This window comes from Pectobacterium sp. F1-1, assembly GCF_025643735.1.
Lineage (GTDB): Bacteria > Pseudomonadota > Gammaproteobacteria > Enterobacterales > Enterobacteriaceae > Pectobacterium > Pectobacterium colocasium.
The window spans coordinates 2,651,402-2,672,979 of record NZ_CP104733.1 but is presented as its reverse complement, the minus strand read 5'-3'; the positions used below and the strand labels follow the sequence as shown (position 1 = coordinate 2,672,979).

Genomic DNA, 21,578 nt, shown 5'->3' with positions numbered 1-21,578 from the left:
GAAGCGCTGATAATAAAAGAGCTGATAGTAAAGCACTAATAGGAAAAGAATGGATAGCAAACACCGTTGGAGGCAAAACGTGGAATCCTTCGCAGGAAAAGAGTTGCAACACAGCGGTGCGGTTCATGCGTATCAGTTGGATGGGAAGGGGGGGGTAACCCCGATTGGTGAACAGGATGTGGTTAACAGTGAACAACCCTGCTGGCTGCACCTGGACTCGACACTGCCCGCCAGCGTGCGCTGGTTGAATAAAACGATACTGGTGCCGGATAGCGTGCGCAACGCGCTAGCGGGGGAAAGCGTCCGCCCTAGAGTGACACGCTTGGGGGAGGGCACGCTCATTACGCTGCGCAGCATTAACCTGAATGCAAATGCACGGCCGGATCAACTGGTGGCGGTTCGGGTATTCATTACCGATAAGCTGATTATATCTACCCGGCGCCGTAAGGTTTTGGCTATCGACGAGATTCTTACCGATCTAAAGGAAGGCAATGGCCCGACGGACAGCGGAAGCTGGTTGGTCTCCATTGCGGAATCCTTGACCGATCATACCAGCGAGTTTATTGATGATTTGCATGAAAAAATCATCGATCTGGAAGAGGATTTGCTGGAACAGAAGATTCCACCGCGCGGTGAACTGGCATTGATCCGCAAACAGCTCATTGTACTACGCCGCTATATGACGCCACAGCGCGATGTGTTCTCGCGTATTTCCGGTGAGAAATTGCCTTGGATGCAGGATGACGATCGCCGCAGAATGCAGGAAATTGCCGATCGGTTAGGGCGTGGGCTGGAGGATCTGGATGCCAGTATTGCGCGCACCACGGTACTTTCGGATGAAATCACCGCGCAGATGACCGAAGCGATGAACCGCCGCACCTATACGATGTCGCTTTTGGCAATGGTTTTTTTGCCGACGACGTTCTTAACTGGGTTATTTGGCGTCAATTTAGGGGGCATTCCCGGCGGCGACGCGCCGTTTGGTTTTTTCGCGTTCTGTCTGATGTTGGTGATATTGGTCGGCGGCGTTGCATGGTGGTTAAAACGCAGTAAATGGCTATAACGACTTGCGGCGACTGGGTGCGCAGATAATCACAAACTGTCGCGAACGGCTAAAAAACCACGCGTAAATTGAGCAATATCAACATTTTTTACCCTGTTGTGCGGCACTATCATTCCCGCAGGTGAATGCAACGTCAAGCGATGGGCGTTGCGCTCCATATTGTCTTACTTCCTTTTTTGAATTACTGCATAGCACAATTGATTCACACCATGCCGACAGTTTTGTCGGCTTTTTTTTTGTTCTTCGATCTTACTCTTTCCTGTTTCGTCCTGAGCGGTGTTGCGACATATCTTTGGCATTTATTATGGTGGGCTACGCGCTCCCCTTCGGGCCGTCGCAAGCGACGTTGTAAAATGCCTTTGGCATTTTATTTATTAGCTGACTATGCTTAAAGGGAAAGGCTGGTGCCGAACGGCCAGTTGTAACGCATGTCTGTACTGCTTCAGTAGCTGGATTTGCTCTTATCCAACACCGAGGAGGAAAATATGCTCACTCAAGGCGCAGCGGATTATCTGCAAGCCGACACGGTTCCGGTTGAACCGATTCCCATTATACCGAACGATCCGATACCTCAGCCGCCTCCCGAACCATCGCCCATTCCTGACCCAACGCCAACCGGGCCGGAACACGAACCGGTCACTGAACCACCGCAAGGTCGATAGACTTAGAAAACGGAAATAAAAACGGTGGCGAAACAGCAACCGCTGCTTCTTGCCACCGTGTCATTATTCTTTCGGGAAAATCGTACTTACTTTATTTCCAGCACATCGAGGCGGGTGAGTGACGGCGCGTCTTCATCGTCTTCCGGTTGCCAGCCAACAGGTTGCAATGGCAATTCTTCGCGGTCGAACGCCAGATCGCCACCATCCACCACGTCGCTGCCGTGACGAATGCCTTTAAAATCAAACAGGGCATGATCGGCAAGATGAGAAGGCACAACGTTCTGCATGGCGCTGAACATGGTCTCAATACGGCCAGGATAGCGTTTGTCCCAATCGCGCAGCATATCCTTAATCACCTGACGTTGAAGATTTGGCTGCGAGCCGCACAGGTTGCACGGAATAATCGGGTATTGGCGAGCTTCAGCAAAACGCTCGATATCTTTTTCGCGACAGTAAGCAAGCGGGCGGATAACGACATGTTTGCCGTCATCGCTCATTAATTTTGGTGGCATGCCTTTCAGTTTTCCACCATAAAACATGTTCAGGAACAGCGTTTGCAGAATATCGTCGCGGTGGTGACCAAGGGCGATTTTCGTTGCGCCGAGTTCCGTTGCGGTACGGTACAAAATCCCACGACGTAGGCGTGAGCACAGTGAGCAGGTGGTTTTCCCTTCTGGAATCTTGTCTTTCACAATCCCGTAGGTGTTTTCTTCGACGATCTTGTATTCCACGCCGATGCTATCAAGATACTGCGGCAGAACGTGCTCTGGAAAACCAGGTTGCTTCTGATCCAAATTCACGGCGACTAGAGAAAAGTTAACGGGCGCACTTTGTTGCAGATTGCGCAAAATATCCAGCATGGTGAAGCTATCTTTCCCGCCGGACAGGCACACCATGATGCGGTCGCCTTCTTCAATCATATTGAAATCAGCGATAGCTTCGCCGACGTTACGCCGCAGTCGCTTTTGCAATTTGTTCAAATTGTACTGAGTTTTTGGGTTAATCTCTTGTTTTTCTGACATTTTATCTGTGCTCGTTGCAAAAAGCGTTGCGGATGGAAAACGGTTCAGCGCAGACGCCAACACGGTCTGCACGATCATGGCGTGTATGGTACGGATTACGGCGACGAATACCAGATCGTTTTACAGCAGTGTTCCACAATGATCCCATGATGCCGTATGAGTAACTGATTTTTTTGCTCACCGTTGCGTACTCGCGGTAGAAAAACGAAGCGTAAACGTTGGATTTCAGTAAGGCCATATTCTCTGTGATGATAGACAATCTCGTTCGTGTGCTTGTTCCCCGTGATTTTCATTTGAGATTGAAGTGATTCCAGAGTCAGTCTAACTAAGGAAACTGTGAAAGGATATGGAGAACACTATGCGGGAAATTGAGGTGTGGAATGCACAGATGATGCAGAGCATTCAGGGGCAGATTGATAAAATAGACTTTTAAAATCAGTTTATTAACTGTGTTTATGAAATTAGGCGAATGCTTTAGCCAGATCGGAGAAGTCTCTATAATGCCGAGTCTGTATAAAAATACAGTATTGGCATTTTTTGATGGAGAACTTCAATGATTAAATACCGTTTATATGCTCCAAACGATGGAGATACCATGACCGTAGATGGTGGTGGTGGTTGGGTTTCAAACGATGACCGCAAAGGTGGTAATGACAGGAATAATGATAAGTCTGGTTCACAGGTTGATTATGGCAAAAATCCTGAAAAGCAAACGGTGATAAATCCTTATTTGTTCTTTGCTATACCACCTGCTGTCTACCTTATTGATGACGTATGGGGTTTTACGTTTAATACGGCAGCTATTGAAGTTGGATTAAAGAAAGTTGCTGATTTTGCGCTTAAAGCTGCTCCTGTTGCAGGAAGACTGGTTGGCATTCTTGGTGCGATTATGCCATCAGATATTGCACCTGATAGTATTGATCCTGTGTTTAACGGGATGCAGCAGACAAAAATGGCTCAACTAGCTGCGCAGTTGGCCGCTCAAAAAGGCGTACTAAATACGGGCTATAGTGTTACAGCAATGCCGGCAGATTTAGTAAGCAGCCTGCCTGTTAGCGAAATGCGTTCGTTGACAACCGCTCCAGCTAGTCTGCTGGCTCAGAGTGTTATTAATACTGAGCTTTCACGTCGCCAACTTACCCTCACTCAGCCAGCGGTTAATTCACCAGTCGCGAATATTCCTGTGGTTAAAGCGGAGAAAACGGCTGTACCTGGCGTGTATTCGGTGAAGATCATTGCTGATAAACCAGCGCTTCAAATCAAACTGGACAGAACGCAGCCAGCTTTGGCAAAGAATCCGCCGAAAGTGAAAGATGATGTCCAGGTATCTTCTTTCCTTTCCACGCCGGTGGCTGATACGCACCATGCATTTATTGATTTTGGCAGCGACCATGAACCTGTATACGTGTCTCTTTCGAAGATCGTGACAGCCGAGGAAGAGAAAAAACAGGTTGCAGAGGCCAAACGCCGTGAGCAGGAGTGGTTGTTGAGACATCCAATTACCGCTGCGGAGCGAAAATTAACTGAAATCCACCAAGTGATCTCTTTTGCTCAACAGCTAAAAGAAAGCTCTGCCGCAACCATTTCAGAAAAAACTAAAACTGTTGCGGTTTACCAAGAACAGGTGAATACCGCTGCGAAAAATCGCGATGATTTTTATAATAATGCTAAGGCATTTTTGAGTTCTGGAATAACTGGGGGGCCGGGATATCCAATGTATCTTGCCGCATGGCAGACGATGAATAATTTTCATCAGGCTTATTTCAGAGCAAATAATGCATTGGAACAAGAGAGTCATGTTCTGAACCAGGCTCGTTCTGATCTGTCTAAGGCTGAGCAGTTGCTTGCTGAGAATAATCTGCTTCAGGTTGAAACGGAGCGAACGCTTGCCGAAGAAAAAGAGATAAAACGCAACAGGGTTAATGTATCAACATTTGGTACAGTGCAAACTCAACTTAGTACACTGTTGTCAGCATTTTATGCTGCTACATCTGGATCTACTGCATCTATTTCCCAAAGTGTTCCTTCTGGGGCATTAGCCTCTTTTTCATATAAGCCACAAGGGATGATTGGCAGCGGTAAGATTGTTGGGAAGGATGTCGATATTTTATTTTCCATCCCAGTAAAAGACATTCCTGGATATAAGCCTCCTACTAACTTTGACGATTTAGCCAATAAAAGTGGAAGTCTGGATCTTCCCATTCGTCTGGCATTTTCTGATGAGAATGGAGAAAGGGTTCTTCGGGCATTCAAAGCGGGTAGTCTGCGAGTACCTTCGAGTGTCAGAGGTGTAGCTGGTAGCTATGACAAAAGTACGGGTATTTTTAGTGCAGAAATTGACGGTGTTTCATCTCGCCTTGTACTGGAAAACCCTGCGTTTCCTCCGACCGGAAATGTCGGCAATACGGGTAATACCGCTCCTGACTACAAAGCATTACTGAATACCGGTGTTGATGTTAAACCGGTCGATAAAATCACAATTACGGTAACGCCAGTTGCTGATCCAGTGGAGATTGATGACTATATAATCTGGTTGCCAACCGCTTCTGGCTCTGGTGTTGAACCATTTTATGTTGTGTTTAACAGTAATCCGTATGGTGAAACTAATTCCAAAGGGAAATACAGTGGTCGTAGCTTTAATACGGACAAAGCTGGAGGCCCCATCCAAAGTCTGGACTGGAAAACGGCTAATATTGACCGCGCTGGTGTGGACAAGGTAAAACTGCATACTGGGCGATTTGCTGAATCCGATGCTAACAAGGTGATGATTGACCGTCTTGAGAGAATCTTGAAAGGTACTCTTGCTGTAACTGACACGGACAAACGATTTTATACACATGAAATCCGAGAACTTGAACGTTATCGAAATTTAGGCATTAAGGATGGAGTTGTGCCAAGTAATCAGGGGGAAGTATGGAATAATACCCATACTGCTACCTTAGAAGACTACAGAATAGATGAAAGAACTGAATCTTTATACACGTCTGAGGCGATTAAAGCTTCAGAGGAACAGGATATGAGGGAATCGAAATGATTGATTTTAAGGCAATGTTTGAGAAAGAAAGCGTTAGCGATATAGTGTCTTTCTTTGCTGGTTCAACGAAAGGGATCGGTTATCCTCAATTAGATAATTTTTTTGTTCGTTATCGGTTTGATGTTATTGGTGATGGAGAGTTATTAAAAGTATTTGATAATCTCCTTAAAGCTGGCGTGGTCGAATGGGGAGAAAAAATGCTCGTTAAAAAAGGCCCCAACTGGAAAGAACCTAAGTTTGTAATCGAGAAAAAATACGGTCTCTAATCGAAGGTTCATTACTTGCTTTCTTAATTAATATGCGCTAAATTCGCGAAAGATACCGGAGTATGCCTTAAAAAGCTGCTCCGGTTTTTTTATACCACAAAATCAGTCTCGGCCACCTTCGGGTGGCTTTTTTGTTTGTGCCGATAAGCGTTTTTGTTAGAGCGCTTATTCGCATGGGCAGCGATACGCCTTTTCCCTTTCGGATCTATCCGACAAATAGACATGCAGGAGTAATGACGTGAGTGTTGATATGAATAATTTAACCGGTGAAGAAACAGTGGAAGAGATCAGCACAACCTGAAATCCATCGGGTGGCAATAGAGGCAATGCCCCTTCATCCCCAAACGGAAATTCAGGTAATACAGGAGGTGGTTCTGGTACATCAGGGAAGTAGGAGAGATAAAACAACGCTACGGCTAGCGTGATAAATTAATGAGCCGTAGCGTTGTTTATTGCACTATTTATTTTATTTCACTATTTATTGCGGCAGAACTTCTTCAATTTTAGTAATATGCGCATCGCCGCTTAGCGGTTTATAAATGTGGATTTTGACAATTCTTAGTGGTGCTTCTGGGGACGTTACCGTACCTTTCGTCAGAAAGGAGTAATTCGTACCAGAGACCACCTGTGTTGCGACGAATAAAGGTGTGTAGGTCACACCCAATAAATGTACGGTGGATTTGAAAAGTGATTTATCCGCATCATTCAAATCACGGAAAGCAGTCCATCCACCAGCAAGTTGATCTGACATTATTTCACCTCATTTACTTTAACGGATAATTTAATTGCTGTGTTACCCTGTTAATATTCCCACAGGGCTGTGAAATGAGACTAAGTTATTTAATTTTTCTTGGCAAGGAGGAATGCCATTCTCTTTATATGAATAAAATTAAAGTATATCAGAAAATAAAATAAGAGCTTTTAGGCGATTTGTCAGTTATTAATGTATTTAAATGCCAGGTTTGCAATCATTAAAATAATTATATATGTAATTATATGTCTTGATATGAATATCAAGAGGCTTATACAACACGCCATCAACCAATCACGTTACGCTCTGAGCACGGTTTCCTTTCCCCTCCTCATAATGTCGTGCATGGAGCATGCTTTTCATGTGCTGTGCTACCTGATTAGCGGTCTTGTTGATCAATCGGATGGTACATTTTTAGATGATGAGCAGAAAATCAGATTCATTTTAACCTGTTCAGCGTATCACTCAAAGTGACTGTATTATTCGAACTGGAGTTGAAGAGCTTTTGTACGATGACGAGAAGGCTCAGAAAACCTTCTTTGAAGACTGGCAGAGGTGGAACTGATTTCGGATTTTTAAGCGTGGCTCTTTAAAATGGAAAGATATGTTCCCTTCATAAAGAAGGGAACATTATCAACACCAAAACATTTGGGAGCAGACCATAATGCTTGCGAGAAGGATTGTTTTATCGTTGTCCCACTTCCCAGATAACCCACCATTTCCTTGATCTTTTTCCCGTTTACCTGCATTGAGCCCTGTGTTGTCAGCGTGAGGTGTGATAGATATAGTCCTCGTCTGAAAAAGCTATTTGATAGGTATTGATGCCAAACGTGGCGTCAGAACCGACTACTCATCCGATCCGAGGCCAAAACATGAAATTATTGCCATGGCTATGTACTGCCGCTGTGTTGTTGCTGGCGGGATGCAGCAACCATAGTGAGAGCACTGCGGCGACCCAGCAAGACGCCACGCAAAATGATGATAAGAATGCTGTCGTGTTGCTAAAAAGCAGTTCTCCGGTTGACGTCAACTGTACGCTGATTGGCGGGACGATGGCGCTCTCCCGACAGCTTGACGGTGCAAGCGTGGGAGCCTGCCAGTTAGCCAATGGTAAGCGCTGTAGCGAACAATCGCTGATGAATGGAAGCTGTCCGGCGGGGTGAGTGTTGCGGCAGCCAGCACTGCCGCGGGAAAAATTAAGATGTCACCAGATTGGCACAAGGTACGTTCTGGCTGATGTCTTTCAGGTTCTGTAGCGTGGTTTGAGAAATGCTGATTAGCGCTTCTTCCGTCAGGAATGCCTGGTGTCCGGTAAATAGCACGTTGTGGCATGCGGACAAGCGGCGGAAAACGTCGTCCTGAATCACATCGTTGGATTTATCGGCAAAGAAGAGGTCGCGCTCGTTTTCATAAACGTCCATCCCCAGCGCGCCAATTTTCTGTTGTTTCAACGCGTCGATAGCCGCCTGTGAGTCAATCAGCCCACCACGGCTGGTATTGACGATCATGACGCCGTTTTTCATTTGCGCAAAGGCTGCCTGATTCAGCAGGTGATGATTCTCCGGGGTCAGCGGGCAGTGCAGGGAAATGACGTCCGCGTTGGCATACAGCGTTTTCAGATCGACATATTCCGCCCCTAATTCCAATGCCTGCGGGTTCGGATAGGGATCGAAGGCCAGCAGCCGCATCCCGAAGCCTTTCAGGATACGCATGGTCGCGATGCCGATTTTTCCTGTGCCGATAATGCCCGCCGTCCGATTATGCATATTGAATCCGATCAGCCCTTCCAAAGAGAAGTTCGCATCGCGAGTACGCTGATAGGCACGATGAATGCGGCGATTAAGCGTCAGCATCAGGCCGACGGCGTGCTCGGCGACGGCCTCAGGGGAGTATGCGGGAACGCGTACAACACTGATACCCAGTTCCTTAGCGGCTTCCAAATCGACATTATTAAAACCTGCGCAACGCAGCGCCAGCGTTTTTATGCCCATCTCTGCCAGTTCGGTCAACACCTCGCGACCACCATCATCGTTCACAAAGATGCAGACGGCCTGACAGCCCGCCGCTGTTTTGGCCGTGCGCGACGTCAGCATGAAATCAAAAAACTCCAGCTCATAGCCAAACTGTTGATTGACCTGCTCCAGATATTTACGGTCATACTGCTTAGTGCTGTAAATTGCCAGTTTCATTGATAGTTTCTCCGAAAAATCCTTAGATTAAGCTATCAGAAAATAGGGCGGTGACAAACCGTTACCTGACTGACAGTAACGGTTTGAAATTGAGGGGCGATAATAACGTCAGAACGGGTTTAGCGAGGCGTACTGAAAACCGAGACGGCTTCGGACATCGTGGAGATCTGCTGTTCCAGACTGTTAATGGCGGAACTGGAATGCGTTGCCAAAATCGTGTTCTGGCGCGTCAATTCATCAATGTTGTTCACTGCTGAGTTAATCTGCCCCAGACCTTGCGATTGTTCTTGTGTTGCCAGGCTGATTTGATTCACAAGCTGCGTAACCTGCTGTACCTGAGTCAATATATTGTTCATGGACTGGCTGGTGTGGCTGACCAATTTATCGCTGGTATGAATGTTTGCGATCGTCGAGTCGATAATCTCTGCGATGTCTTTGGCGGCGGCGGCGCTACGTTGCGCCAGAATACGCACTTCACCCGCAACTACGGCGAAGCTCTTACCCTGTTCCCCCGCGTGAGCAGCTTCGACTGCCGCGTTGAGCGCCAGAATGTTGGTCTGGAACGCCAGGTTATCCAGCACGCTGATGATGTCGGTGATCTCTTTGCTAGAGCGGGTCATGACCGCCATTGTGTCTGTGACCTGACTCACCGCTTTCTCTCCGGCATCGACGGCCTGATTGGCATCGTTCGCACAGCGCGTTGCTAACTGTGAAGCAGACGCGTTGCTTTGAATCGTCGCTGTCAGCTCTTCCATTGACGATGCGGTGGATTGCAAACTCTGTGCGGTATCTTCACAGCGCTGGCTCAGCGTGTAATTTCCGGAGGCGATCTCGCCGCAGGCGTGGCGCAGTTCGGCTAGCTTACCGTTAACATCATCGACAAACGTGCGGAAATTCATGCCGGATTGATTGACGGCGCGTAACAGCATGCCGACTTCATCCACGCGATTAAGCTGGAACGAGTTATCCGCCTGCCCGGATGCGGAATTAATGGCCTGGCGCAGAATTTTTTCCAGTGGTTTTGCTATATGCTGAACTAATAATTCACTGGTGATGGCTGCGCCAGCGAGCAGCACCAAAACAAAAATTAATAGCGGCGTTGTGAGTGGAAGCGTTGCAAGTAAGAAAAGCAGCGCGAATAGCATGAAAAGGAATACATAGCTTCTTATCCGCCAACGTACGGGAATAACATTAAATAAGCTAAGAAATTTTAGCGCGCCTTTATAAATCAGCAGTCCCTGAAAGAGTCGGCGGTTTTTTAATTTATTCTCATTCATTTGATGGTAAAGCGCTTCCGCTTGCCGAATCTCTTCCTGTGAAACTCGGGTTCGCACCGACATATATCCTGTTATTTTCCCGTTCTTCATTAACGGCGTTGTACTGGCTTTGACCCAATAGTAATCGCCATTCTTGCGGCGGTTCTTGACGACGGCTGTCCAGATTTTACCTGCCTTTAGCGTCGCCCACATGTCGGCAAACGCCTGTGGGGGCATGTCCGGGTGGCGTACGATATTGTGAGGTTGGTGGAGGATTTCCTCAAAGTCGTAACTACTGGCACCAATAAAATCGTCATTTGCATAAGTGATATGACTATCGATGGTGGTTACCGACATTAGCTTGGCTTTTTCATCTAATAAATACTGAATATCACTGACCGGAAAATTCTTACGCATTTATTGATCCTTTTAGTATAAGCAAGCATAAATATGATGTTTTTAGATCTATTAACTAACGGAAAGGCGATTGATGCTAGTTAATTAACGGCAATATTTGCGAAATAATTAGCGAGTAGACTTATATATTGTCACTAATTTCGCCTGTTATTTTTTCTTCGGAAACGTAGTTATCTTCCCCCAAATCGTGACAAACGCATGTGCCTATGACCAAAAGCATTCACTTGCTAAGTATATTATGTGTCTGTGAATTTGCACTGTGGAAAACGCATGCTGAAGGGGGGGGGAGAAATAGCGAGAAAAGGCGGCGAAGGGCGCCCTGACGTGAAGCGCCCGTGAAGAGGAGATTAGCGGGAAAGGCTGAAGACTGATGCCGCCTGCACCATGCTTGATATCTGCTGTTGTAGATGATCGGTGGCCGAATGTGACTGACTGGCCAGCGCGGTATTCTGGTGCGTGAGTTCATCAATGCGGTTTACCGCTTCATTGATTTGTTCCAATCCCAGAGATTGCTCCTGCGTGGCGAGGCTGATCTCATTCATTAAGTTGGTGACGTGCTGAACCTGAAGCAGAATATTGCTCATGGATTTGTGTGTATGCAATACCTGTTGTTCACCGGTACGGATGCTATTCAGCGTTTCGTCAATGATGGTTGAAATATCGCTGGAAGAGGACGCGCTGCGCTGTGCCAGCGAACGAACTTCACTGGCGACTACCGCAAAGCTCTTACCCTGTTCCCCGGCATGTGCGGCTTCGACGGCGGCGTTCACGGCCAGGATATTGGTCTGGAACGCGAGATTATCCATCACGCTGACGATATCGGTAATGCGTTCGCTGGAACGTGTGATCGTCTCCATGGTAGTAGAGACCTGGCTGACGGCCTGCTCGCCAGAGTTCACGGCCTGATTCACATCCTGTGTATACATCGAAGCCTGAAGTGAAGCTTCCGCATTGCTTTTTATCGTTGCGGTAAGCTGTTCCACGGAAGCAGCGGTTTGTTGCAGGCTTTCTTCCGTTTCCTCGCAGCACTGCGCTAGCGTATGGTTACCCTGCGCGATTTCATTACAGGCGTTTTTCAGCTCGCTCAGATTGGTATTCACATCGTCCACGAAAGTACGGAAATTCATACCGGACTGGTTGACTGCCCGCATTAACATGCCAATTTCATCCACGCGATTAAGCTGTGTCAGATTATCTGCCTGCCCGGCCGCGGAACGCATGGCCTGAGACAGAATTTGCTCGATGGGGCGAGCAACATGGTGCACCAGAAGCTCGCCACTAACAAAACAGCAGGCAATGAGCAGCGGGAAGAGTACGGAAGCCAATGCGGTTCCCGCCAAAAGGGAATAGGCTGTGAGCAGTGGGATCAGGCTAAAGAGCAGAAAATAGCTGCGGATGCGCCAGCGTAGCGGCATGGTTTTAAACAGGCTTAGAATACGCAATGGCCCGGTATAAATGAGCAGGCCATGATGGAAGGTTCGGTATTTCAGTTTACCTTCGTTTGCGCTGGCGTAGAGCGCTTCGGCCTGACGGATTTCTTCGGGTGATGCCGCCGTGCGAACGGACATATATCCGCTAATCTCACCGCCTTTTCTCAACGGCGTGGTGCTGGATTTTACCCAGTAATGGTCGCCATTTTTACACCGATTTTTCACAATCCCCGTCCAGATATTGCCCGCACGCAGCGTTTTCCACATATCCGCGAAGGCGGCTGGTGGCATATCTGGGTGTCGGATAAGATTATGGGGCTGCCCCATTAACTCATCAGTGCTGTAGCCGCTGACGTCAATGAAATCTTTGTTTGCGTAGGTAATATGGCTTTCTGGCGTAGTGACCGACATCAGTCGGGTTTTTTCAGAAAGAGGGAGCTGGCGGTCGGTGACAGGGGTGTTGTTACGCATGAAGCAGTCCTTGATATGCTGTGTCCGAATACTGATTTAGCTGAGGCATACCCACGGAGATGAATCTGCGGATAGCGGTAATGGTTCAGGTTGCTCATTGCTTTTTTTAAGGCGACTCGGGCAGAAGGAGATAATCCTGATATCCACCCGTAAACGCGTTGTTCATGATGAGATAACGTGATTCATTACAAAATATAACCTCAATTAAACATTTTACCACGAAAGGGTAATGAGCATGTACGCACAATGGTGGTAAATGTGAGATGGATAGGATTGTTTGTTAACAAAAAGAGCTATTTGTGAATGAATAATCGACAAGGGCATGCAGGACGACATTTTACCGCTATTGAACAGGATGCTTAACTCGCGCTAATGATTAAAAAACATGCACTTCCAGTTACCTTTCTCCTTGTCGCGCTGCTGTTTCTTTTCTGGCGGACACTGCCGCAGTGGCTGCCGCGTATCGCCACAGTCTGGCTACCAGCGGAGGTGTCTTTGTCCGTGAATGGGACACTTGGCTGGCAGAGCGGTGGGCTACATAGCGAGGGGTTCCGTATGATGGCCGGGGAGTGCGCGCTTGTTGACGTAAGGAATATGACGTTGCGTTGGCACCGCTGGCGCTGGCATGTTGATATTGATGCCGTGACGTTAAACAGTGACTGCCTGCAATATGTACCTGCGAGTAGCGGCACCGAGCCGCCAGCGCAGCTGGCGCAGTGGCAACAGCGATTGCCGGCTGCCGATATTCAGATAAAGGCGTTTACGCTACAGCCCTGGCAGGATTATGCCGGACAGGTGCGGCTCAGTAGTGACGGAAAACGGCGACAAACGCTCGATTATCAGGGCGATCAACTGGTGGTGAGGGCAGCGCTGAATGAGGCACAGCTGACTCTGCATGAGAGCATGCTCGCCACGCCAGCGGGATTCGTACGTTTACAGCTCAGCGGCGAGATGGCGCTGGCCGATACGCTGGATGCGGCCCCGATACAGGGGCGACTGACGGGAAAGCTGGATTCAGGGCAGACGCCGGACCCGCTTTCGCTCCTGCTGGACTGGCATAACCAGCAAGGTGAACTGGTGCTGAATGCGGCGAATGATGACGCGCCGCTGATATCGCTACCGTGGCAACTGACGGATGAGGTGATCCAGGTGACTAACGGCATCTGGCGCTGGCCTTATGCCGCTCAGCCGCTCTCTGGGCAAGTCGCCATGACCTTACAGCACTGGCGGAAAGGACTAGACGCTACCACGATTACTGCGCGTTTGAACATGTTGACGCAAGGGCATAACGGCAAAGCGAACGCCGTGCTGGTGCTGGGACCGGGTAATATTGGTTTGCTCAACAGTGAATTGCGCTTTCAGCTTACCGGGCAGGCTAACTTACCGGCACTTTCTCTGACGGCGACGCTACCGGGGGTGTTGCAGGGATCGATTCTCAATCCTGAACTCGCTCTTTTACCTGGGGCGCTGCTGCGCGCCTGGGGAACACCTGCGCCGCAGGTTTATCTGGAGGAGGCGCGCTGGCCGCTGGCGGGCGTTCGGGTCAGTGCGACTGGCGTGAATGGACGACTACAGGCGATTGTGAAGGCGCGGGAGGAATATTGGGGGCGTGTGAACCTGCACCTTGATGGTCTGGCGCAGGATTTCTGGCCGGATCAAGGGCAGTGGCAATGGCGTTATTGGGGCAATGGTCATCTGCCGCCGCTGAAAGGTCAGTGGGATGTAACCGGGCGAGGCCAATGGCAGGATACGCTGATTGAAATCAGCCAACTGTCGAGCGGCTTAGATCAGTTGGGCTACGGCATGGTGACAGTACATCAGCCTCGGTTGACGATTACTGATCCAATCCGTTGGCAGCGCGCCCGTTCCGGGGAACATTTTCAAGGGGCGTTGCAGTTGGCCTCAGAGCGGACGCATTTCAGCAACGGCGGCTATCTGCCACCTTCGTTGCTAACGCTGGCAATGCAGGGGCGTAGCCCGGATGATTTCCTGCTACAGGGGCAGCTACAGGCTGAGGATATCGGCCCGGTGAGGTTGCGCGGACGCTGGGATGGGGAACGACTGCGCGGTGGTGCGTGGTGGCCGACGCAGCCGCTTAAGGTGTTTCAACCCCTGCTTTCCCCACTGCTGAAAATGAACATTCGCGCCGGACAGTTTTACGCACAGGCGGCCTTTTCCGCCGCACGTAAAGAAGGGTTCAGCGCCGGTGGGCATTGGGTCGTGAAGAATGGCGGATTGTGGTTACAGGATGGTGAAGTCAGCGGCGTAAACTTTGTCCTGCCTTACCGTCTGAAAGATCAGCGCTGGCAACTGGGTATCAGGCAGCCTGTCACGTTGCGCATTGACGTGCTGGATAACCTGTTTCGGATGAGCAATATCCGTGTCGATCTACAAGGGTTTTATCCGTATAGCGAGCGGCGACCGCTGATTATGTCCCAGGCTGATATGGACGTATTGGATGGGCATATCGGCCTGTCGACGCTGCGCTGGCCGCAGCGTGAACCCGCGTTGTTCACCGTTAAAAGTGTGGATCTCAGCGAACTGCTGACGGTATTGAAGCAAAAACAATTCGCTCTGTCCGGGCGTGTGAGCGGTACGCTTCCGTTGAATTTTAATCACCCGACCATGTTGATTGAAGGCGGGCGAATTACCAATGATGGCTTCCTGACGCTGCGGTTGGATAACCAACTGGCCGATGAATTAGCGAGTAAAAATCTAGCGGGCGGCGCGGCGATTGACTGGCTGCGTTATCTGGAAATAGGGCGTTCCTATGCCACGCTTGATCTGAATAATCAGGGCGAACTGACGTTAACGTCGCAGGTGCAGGGGAAAAATCCACAGCTCAGTGCGAACCGACAGGTTCTTCTTAACTATCGTCATCAGGAGAATATCTTCCAGCTATGGCGCAGCTTACGTTTTGGCGATAACTTGCGGGATACGCTGGAGCAGCAGGCAAATGAATAAATTCAAGGCAGAACAATGAACAAGAGCGAGACATTGCTGGCGGTAGGTTGCGCAGTTGTTTTCCTGACGGGATGCGTGCCGCGCATCGAAGTAGCTGCGCCCAAAGAGCCGATTACCATTAATATGAACGTGAAGATCGAACATGAAATTCATATCAAAGCGGACAAAGAAGCGACGCAACTGCTGGAAAAGTCGGACAATGCGGCCGGTGATGAGATAAAGAAAAGCGCGCCCGTGGGCGCGCAATAATTAGCCAATAAAATCAAGATATGGCAAGGTCGGTAACAATGATCCGTTATGCCCGTTATTCATACGGGCAGTGATTTTTTATGCTGTAACCAGTTGAGAAAGCTGGGTTTTTGCTGCTTCAGTGGCTTTCTGCGCCACATCTGGGCCGTAGCCATAGCCTTCTGCGAACACGAATTCAAGGTCGGTCAGGCCGAGGAAGCCCAGGAAGACGCGCAGGTACGGTTCCAGCAGATCGGTTGGTGTGCCTTTATGGATACCGCCACGGCTGGTTAAGACGATAGCGCGTTTACCTTTCACCAGACCTTCTGGGCCTTGCTCGGTGTAGCGGAACGTCACACCCGCGCGGGCAACCAAGTCGAAGTAGTTCTTCAACTGGGTAGGAATGTTGAAGTTATACATTGGTGCGGCAATCACGATAATGTCATGCGCTTGCAGTTCCGCGATCAGATCGTCGGACAGTTTCAGGGCTTCCTGTTGGCGCGGGGTCAGCGTGGCATCGGAAGGACGCAGTGCGCCGACTAACTCGCCATCAAGAACCGGGATCGGTTGAGCGGCCAGGTCGCGTACGGTGATGCTGTCGTTTGGATGTGCAGACTGCCATTCGGCGGTGAAGTGGTCGGCCAGTTGGTTTGACTGAGAATAACCTGCCAGAATGCTTGATTTCAGAACCAATACTTTGCTCATTGCCAATTCCTTTAGTGATTGAAGTGGGCGGCAACATAACGCCCTTTGATGTGTCACATCTTATGCGGTGCTCTGGCAAGTGAAAAGTGCAAATATTCGAGGTCTTTATTCGATTTTCTTGAATAAGACGATGTTTGCATGACGTTTGAATAAGACTGCGCGGGGCGATTAGAGCCGCTTATGACAATGTGCTACTATCCACGTCTTAAAAATCCCCACGGCTTAACCATTTTCATGGTTTAAACATGCGGTGCCTTGAAATCAGGTTAGGTTCAATCGAGCCAGATTCGGCAACAAGCATTGTCCCGGTAGAGAACAGAATTAGAGAAACAATTAAGGAAGAGCAACGTGAAATCACCTCTCAGTGCATTATCTACGCAGTTAAGTGAGCTAATGCTTCGCGATCGGCAACGTCTACGCCGTCGTTTGCAGGGCGCAGAGAAGGTCAGCAGCCCGCAGGCGCAGGCGGCGATCGCGCAGGAAATTGAGGGGGAAATTGTCGCGGCACGCCAGAAGGTCGAGAACCGGCGGGCAAGCTGCCCGGCGATTCACTACCCTGAACAGCTTCCCGTTAGTCAGAAAAAAGACGAGATACTGGAGGCGCTGCGTCACCACCAGGTGATTATCGTCGCGGGCGAGACAGGGTCGGGGAAGACCACGCAGTTGCCGAAGATCTGTCTCGAACTGGGTCGTGGCGTGCATGGCCTGATTGGCCATACGCAGCCGCGTCGTCTGGCTGCCAGAACCGTTGCTGACCGCATTGCCGCTGAGTTGGAAACGCCGTTGGGCGGCAGCGTCGGCTATAAAGTTCGTTTTAACGATCAGGTGAGTGACAATACTCTGGTCAAACTGATGACCGACGGTATTCTGCTGGCTGAAATTCAGCAGGATCGCCTATTGATGCAGTATGACACGCTGATCATCGATGAAGCACACGAGCGCAGCCTGAACATCGACTTCATTATGGGCTATTTGCGTCAGCTGTTACCAAAACGTCCTGATTTGAAAGTCATTATTACGTCAGCGACCATCGATCCGCAGCGCTTCTCTCGCCACTTTAATCACGCACCAATCATCGAAGTGTCTGGTCGAACGTATCCGGTTGATGTGCGCTACCGTCCCGTGGTGGAAGACGCCGACGACAGCGAACGCGATCAGCTACAGGCGATTTTTGATGCGGTAGACGAGCTGACGCGCGAAGGGCCGGGGGATATTCTGATCTTCATGAGCGGCGAACGTGAAATTCGCGATACGGCAGAGGCGCTGACCCGTCTGGACTTGCCGCATACCGAAATTCTCCCGCTGTACGCGCGTTTATCTAATCAGGAACAGAACCGCGTCTTTCAGTCACATCATGGCCGCCGCATCGTGCTGGCGACCAACGTAGCGGAAACCTCGCTCACCGTGCCGGGGATTCGCTATGTCATCGATCCGGGCACCGCGCGCATCAGCCGCTACAGTTTCCGCACCAAGGTACAGCGCCTGCCGATTGAACCTGTCTCTCAGGCGTCGGCGAATCAGCGTAAAGGACGCTGTGGCCGTGTCGCCGCTGGGGTGTGTATTCGTCTCTACTCTGAACAGGATTTCCTGTCGCGGCCTGAATTTACCGATCCTGAAATTCTTCGCACCAATCTGGCTTCCGTTATTCTGCAAATGACGTCGCTGGGGCTTGGCGATATCGCCGCATTCCCGTTTGTTGAAGCGCCGGATAAGCGCAATATTCAGGACGGCGTGCGGTTACTGGAGGAGTTAGGCGCGATTAACCTGGCGGAAAATGGGCATTACCGCCTGACGCCGCAGGGGCAACAGTTGGCGCAATTGCCGATCGATCCACGTTTGGCGCGAATGGTGCTGGAAGCGCGTAAAACCGGCTGTGTGCGTGAAGTGATGATCATCACCGCCGCGCTGTCGATTCAGGATCCGCGCGAAAGGCCGTTGGATAAGAAGCAGGCATCGGATGAGAAACACCGTCGTTTTGCGGATAAAGACTCCGATTTTCTGGCTTTCGTCAATCTGTGGGACTATCTGCGTGACCAGCAAAAGGCGCTGTCATCCAGCCAGTTCCGTCGCCAGTGCCGTACGGATTTCCTTAACTATCTGCGCGTGCGCGAATGGCAGGATATTTACACGCAGTTGCGTCAGGTGGTGAAGGAACTGGGACTACCGGTCAACAGTGAACCCGCCGATTACCTAAGCATTCACTGCTCACTGCTTACTGGTTTGCTATCGCATATCGGGCAGAAAGATATTGAGAAACAGGAGTTCAGCGGTGCGCGTAACGCTCGGTTTGCGATTTTCCCTGGCTCCGGTCTCTTCAAGAAGCCGCCTAAGTGGACGATGGTGGCTGAACTGGTGGAAACCAGCCGCCTGTGGGGACGTATCGCGGCGCGTATTGAGCCCGAGTGGATCGAGCCGCTGGCTCAGCATCTAATTAAGCGGAGCTACAGCGAGCCTCACTGGGAAAAAGCGCAGGGCACCGTGATGGCGCAGGAGAAGGTGACGCTTTTCGGGCTGCCGATTGTTGCGGCGCGCAAGGTGAACTACAGCCAAATCGATCCAACGCTGGCGCGTGAGATGTTCATCCGCCATGCGCTGGTGGAAGGGGACTGGCAAACGCATCACGCCTTTTTCCGTGCCAACCTTAAGCTACTGGCGGAGGTTGAAGATTTAGAACACAAATCGCGCCGCCGCGACATTCTGGTGGATGACGAGACGCTGTTTGCTTTCTACGATCAGCGCTTGCCCCACGATGTCATCTCGTCGCGCCACTTTGACAAGTGGTGGAAAGCCGCCAGCCGGGATAATGCCGACCTGCTTAATTTTGAAAAGAGCATGCTGATTAAAGACGGTGCGGAGAAGGTCAGCGCGCTGGATTATCCGAACTTCTGGCATCAGGGTAGCCTGAAATTACGGCTGTCTTATCAATTTGAACCGGGCGCGGATGCGGATGGGGTGACGGTGCATATTCCGTTACCTATCCTCAATCAGGTGCGTGAAGAAGGCTTTGAGTGGCAGATCCCCGGCGTGCGTCGTGAGCTGACGATTGCGCTGATTAAATCGTTGCCCAAACCGTTACGTCGTAACTTTGTTCCCGCGCCAAATTATGCCGAGGCGTTTCTGGCGCGTACTACGCCATTAGAGAAGGGATTGCTGGAGGCGCTGGAGCGTGAGTTACGACTGATGACGGGTGTGACGGTGCCGCGCGAGGCGTGGCAGTGGGATCAGGTGCCCGATCATCTGAAAATCACGTTCCGCGTCATCGATGAGAAGAACCGGACGCAGCGGGAAGGCAAAGACCTGAACGCGCTGAAAGATCAGCTCAAAGATAAAGTGCAGCAAACACTGTCATCCGTGGCGGATGACGGGCTGGAGCAGCGCGGTTTGCACGTCTGGAGCTTTGGTTCGTTGCCGGACTGCTATGAGCAGAAACGGGGCGGCTACTCGGTTAAAGCCTATCCGGCGTTGGTGGATGAAAAGGATAGCGTGGCGATTCGTCTGTTTGATACGCCGCACCAGCAACAGCAGGTGATGCGGCAGGGGCTGCGTCGTCTGTTGCTGTTAAATATTCCGTCACCGATCAAATATCTGCATGACAAGCTGCCGAACAAGGCGAAACTCGGCCTCTATTTCAACCCGTATGGCAAAGTGTTGGATCTCATCGATGACTGTATCGCTTGCGCGGTGGATAAGCTGATTGAGTCAGCTGGCGGTCCGGTCTGGCAGGAAGAAGCCTTCCAGCAACTGCATGAAAAAGTGCGCGCGGAGCTTAACGAGACGGTAGTGGATATCGCCAAACAGGTTGAGCAAATTCTGACGGCCGTTTTCACCATTAACAAGCGCCTGAAAGGGCGCGTAGACATGGCGATGGCGCTGGCGCTAAGCGATATCAAGAGTCAGATGAACGGTCTGGTCTTCCGCGGCTTTGTGACCGAAAACGGCTGGCAGCGCCTGCCTGACGTGCTGCGCTACCTGCAAGCGATAGAGCGACGTCTGGAGAAGCTGGCGCAGGATGTCCACCGTGACCGGGCACAGATGTTGAAGGTGGAGCAGGTTCAACAGGCATGGCAACAGTGGTGGAACAAGTTGCCTGCGGAGCGACGTGACGATGACGAGGTGAAAGCCGTGCGCTGGATGCTTGAAGAGCTGCGTGTTAGCTACTTTGCCCAGCAGTTGGGAACGCCGTTCCCGATTTCGGATAAGCGCGTATTGCAGGCGATGGAGCAGGTTGAAGGCTAATCGCTGGTTATCACATCAGGTCGGCGATGGCTGTTTTTAAGCTCAAGGTAAGCCGACCTGATCGCGTCTTCACCATAGGTCTGCTCCAGACGTTTTATGATGAAGTGGCCTTTTGCCATGTTTTGGTAATGATGAATAAACAGCGTATTAATGGCTGCGCCGCTGGCGGCACCAATCACCGGAACAATCTGCGCGGCCATTTTTTCCGTCATGGTCACTCCCAGTCTGGTGGCGACGGCGTCAATCAGCTTTGCCAGCGTTTTTCCTGCCTGCGAGGTACTCATTCGGGCAGAGGCTTTTCCTGCGCTTTTCTTGCCAGCGATGCCGATTAATTCACGTGTAGTATGTCTGGTGATGTCGGCCAGAACGGCGCGTGAGGTGTAATAGGCGGAATCGGCAGCGTCGTCGCTTTCTTGTGGCCCACCGAGCGCGAAAACTTCCACACAAGCGGCTTTGACGGAAAGATCGGTGAGGGAGAACCCTTCGCTGCGAGCGATATCCGCGACGGAACGCATCATGATCGTGGTGCTGACAGGCAGTTCGACCAGCAAGCCAGCCGCGCCAAAAAAACCGCTGACGGCGCCGGACGCGGCGACGGCCAGCTTATGAGTCTTTGGGGATGCCACGCGAGCGGGCGCATCGTCCAGCGTATAGAGCGCAGCGTCTACCGCTTTGTATAGCGCCGTGTGAACCACATCCTGTATTTTGTTTTTCACCATGGCAGGCAACTTTGATAGGCTCCATTCAATCGGTTTTCCAACCAGATTCGCCGCCTGTATTGCAAAAGAGGGGGCTTCCAGCAGAGCCATGGCATTTCTGATAGCGAGCTCATCCTGCGACGTAAGAAGCGTCATGCGCGTTCTCCATACCGTTTGTTGAATAGT

Annotated in this window: 15 protein-coding genes; 8 read left to right on the top strand and 7 right to left on the bottom strand. The window is 50.4% G+C overall.

Annotated features, from left to right (window positions below; genetic code table 11):
- Positions 1 to 49: 49 nt before the first annotated feature.
- Both zntB and NAL19_RS11725 read left to right on the top strand, forming a co-directional pair.
- Positions 50 to 1,063, top strand: a complete 1,014-nt coding sequence (zntB, locus tag NAL19_RS11730; protein WP_225084860.1) for a zinc transporter ZntB — start codon at positions 50 to 52, stop codon at positions 1,061 to 1,063.
- A gap of 485 nt (positions 1,064 to 1,548) precedes the next feature.
- Positions 1,549 to 1,725: a hypothetical protein gene (locus tag NAL19_RS11725; protein WP_225084859.1), complete on the top strand. Its 177-nt coding sequence runs from the start codon at positions 1,549 to 1,551 to the stop codon at positions 1,723 to 1,725.
- An 86-nt stretch (positions 1,726 to 1,811) separates the two neighbouring features.
- Here NAL19_RS11725 and ttcA read toward each other — a convergent pair whose 3' ends face one another.
- Entirely contained in the window at positions 1,812 to 2,747 is a 936-nt protein-coding gene (ttcA, locus tag NAL19_RS11720; RefSeq protein ID WP_225084858.1) for a tRNA 2-thiocytidine(32) synthetase TtcA, read from the bottom strand.
- 553 nt (positions 2,748 to 3,300) lie between these two features.
- Between ttcA and NAL19_RS11715 the strand changes: the two genes are divergently transcribed.
- On the top strand, positions 3,301 to 5,781 hold the full coding sequence (locus NAL19_RS11715; protein WP_263057424.1) for a colicin-like bacteriocin tRNase domain-containing protein: 2,481 nt from the start codon (positions 3,301 to 3,303) through the stop codon (positions 5,779 to 5,781).
- Entirely contained in the window at positions 5,778 to 6,047 is a 270-nt protein-coding gene (locus tag NAL19_RS11710) for a hypothetical protein (protein ID WP_161509182.1), read from the top strand. The genes NAL19_RS11715 and NAL19_RS11710 overlap by 4 nt, the downstream gene beginning before the upstream one ends.
- Positions 6,048 to 6,525: 478 nt before the next feature.
- Here the strand turns inward: NAL19_RS11710 and NAL19_RS11705 are convergent, their stop codons facing one another.
- Positions 6,526 to 6,798 carry a hypothetical protein gene (locus tag NAL19_RS11705; protein ID WP_225084856.1) on the bottom strand — a complete coding sequence of 91 codons (273 nt, stop codon included), beginning with the start codon at positions 6,796 to 6,798 and terminating at the stop codon, positions 6,526 to 6,528.
- Between the two features lie 872 nt (positions 6,799 to 7,670).
- Here NAL19_RS11705 and NAL19_RS11700 point away from each other — a divergent pair.
- Positions 7,671 to 7,961, top strand: a complete 291-nt coding sequence (locus NAL19_RS11700) for a DUF333 domain-containing protein (RefSeq protein ID WP_225084855.1) — start codon at positions 7,671 to 7,673, stop codon at positions 7,959 to 7,961.
- A 33-nt stretch (positions 7,962 to 7,994) separates the two neighbouring features.
- On the opposite strand, the gene NAL19_RS11695 is transcribed toward NAL19_RS11700, so the two are convergent.
- From NAL19_RS11695 to NAL19_RS11685, 3 genes are all read right to left on the bottom strand, one after another.
- On the bottom strand, positions 7,995 to 8,987 hold the full coding sequence (locus NAL19_RS11695) for a 2-hydroxyacid dehydrogenase (RefSeq protein WP_263057423.1): 993 nt from the start codon (positions 8,985 to 8,987) through the stop codon (positions 7,995 to 7,997).
- Between the two features lie 119 nt (positions 8,988 to 9,106).
- Entirely contained in the window at positions 9,107 to 10,660 is a 1,554-nt protein-coding gene (locus tag NAL19_RS11690) for a methyl-accepting chemotaxis protein (protein ID WP_263057422.1), read from the bottom strand.
- A gap of 347 nt (positions 10,661 to 11,007) precedes the next feature.
- A complete protein-coding gene (locus NAL19_RS11685) occupies positions 11,008 to 12,561 on the bottom strand; it encodes a methyl-accepting chemotaxis protein (RefSeq protein ID WP_263057421.1) in 1,554 nt (517 codons plus the stop codon).
- A gap of 372 nt (positions 12,562 to 12,933) precedes the next feature.
- On the opposite strand from NAL19_RS11685, the gene NAL19_RS11680 reads away from it, so the two are divergent.
- Both NAL19_RS11680 and NAL19_RS11675 read left to right on the top strand, forming a co-directional pair.
- Complete coding sequence (locus NAL19_RS11680; protein WP_263057420.1) at positions 12,934 to 15,525, top strand: YdbH family protein; 2,592 nt, start codon at positions 12,934 to 12,936, stop codon at positions 15,523 to 15,525.
- A 15-nt stretch (positions 15,526 to 15,540) separates the two neighbouring features.
- Positions 15,541 to 15,774 (top strand): YnbE family lipoprotein, encoded by a 234-nt coding sequence (locus NAL19_RS11675; RefSeq protein ID WP_263057419.1) that lies wholly within the window; start codon positions 15,541 to 15,543, stop codon positions 15,772 to 15,774.
- A gap of 78 nt (positions 15,775 to 15,852) precedes the next feature.
- On the opposite strand, the gene NAL19_RS11670 is transcribed toward NAL19_RS11675, so the two are convergent.
- Positions 15,853 to 16,458, bottom strand: a complete 606-nt coding sequence (locus tag NAL19_RS11670; RefSeq protein WP_263057418.1) for an FMN-dependent NADH-azoreductase — start codon at positions 16,456 to 16,458, stop codon at positions 15,853 to 15,855.
- A gap of 348 nt (positions 16,459 to 16,806) precedes the next feature.
- On the opposite strand from NAL19_RS11670, the gene hrpA reads away from it, so the two are divergent.
- Positions 16,807 to 20,694: an ATP-dependent RNA helicase HrpA gene (gene hrpA / locus NAL19_RS11665; protein ID WP_263057417.1), complete on the top strand. Its 3,888-nt coding sequence runs from the start codon at positions 16,807 to 16,809 to the stop codon at positions 20,692 to 20,694.
- Here the strand turns inward: hrpA and NAL19_RS11660 are convergent.
- Positions 20,691 to 21,548 (bottom strand): EcsC family protein, encoded by an 858-nt coding sequence (locus tag NAL19_RS11660; RefSeq protein ID WP_263057416.1) that lies wholly within the window; start codon positions 21,546 to 21,548, stop codon positions 20,691 to 20,693. The two genes, hrpA and NAL19_RS11660, sit on opposite strands and share 4 nt — an antisense overlap.
- Positions 21,549 to 21,578 lie beyond the last annotated feature (30 nt).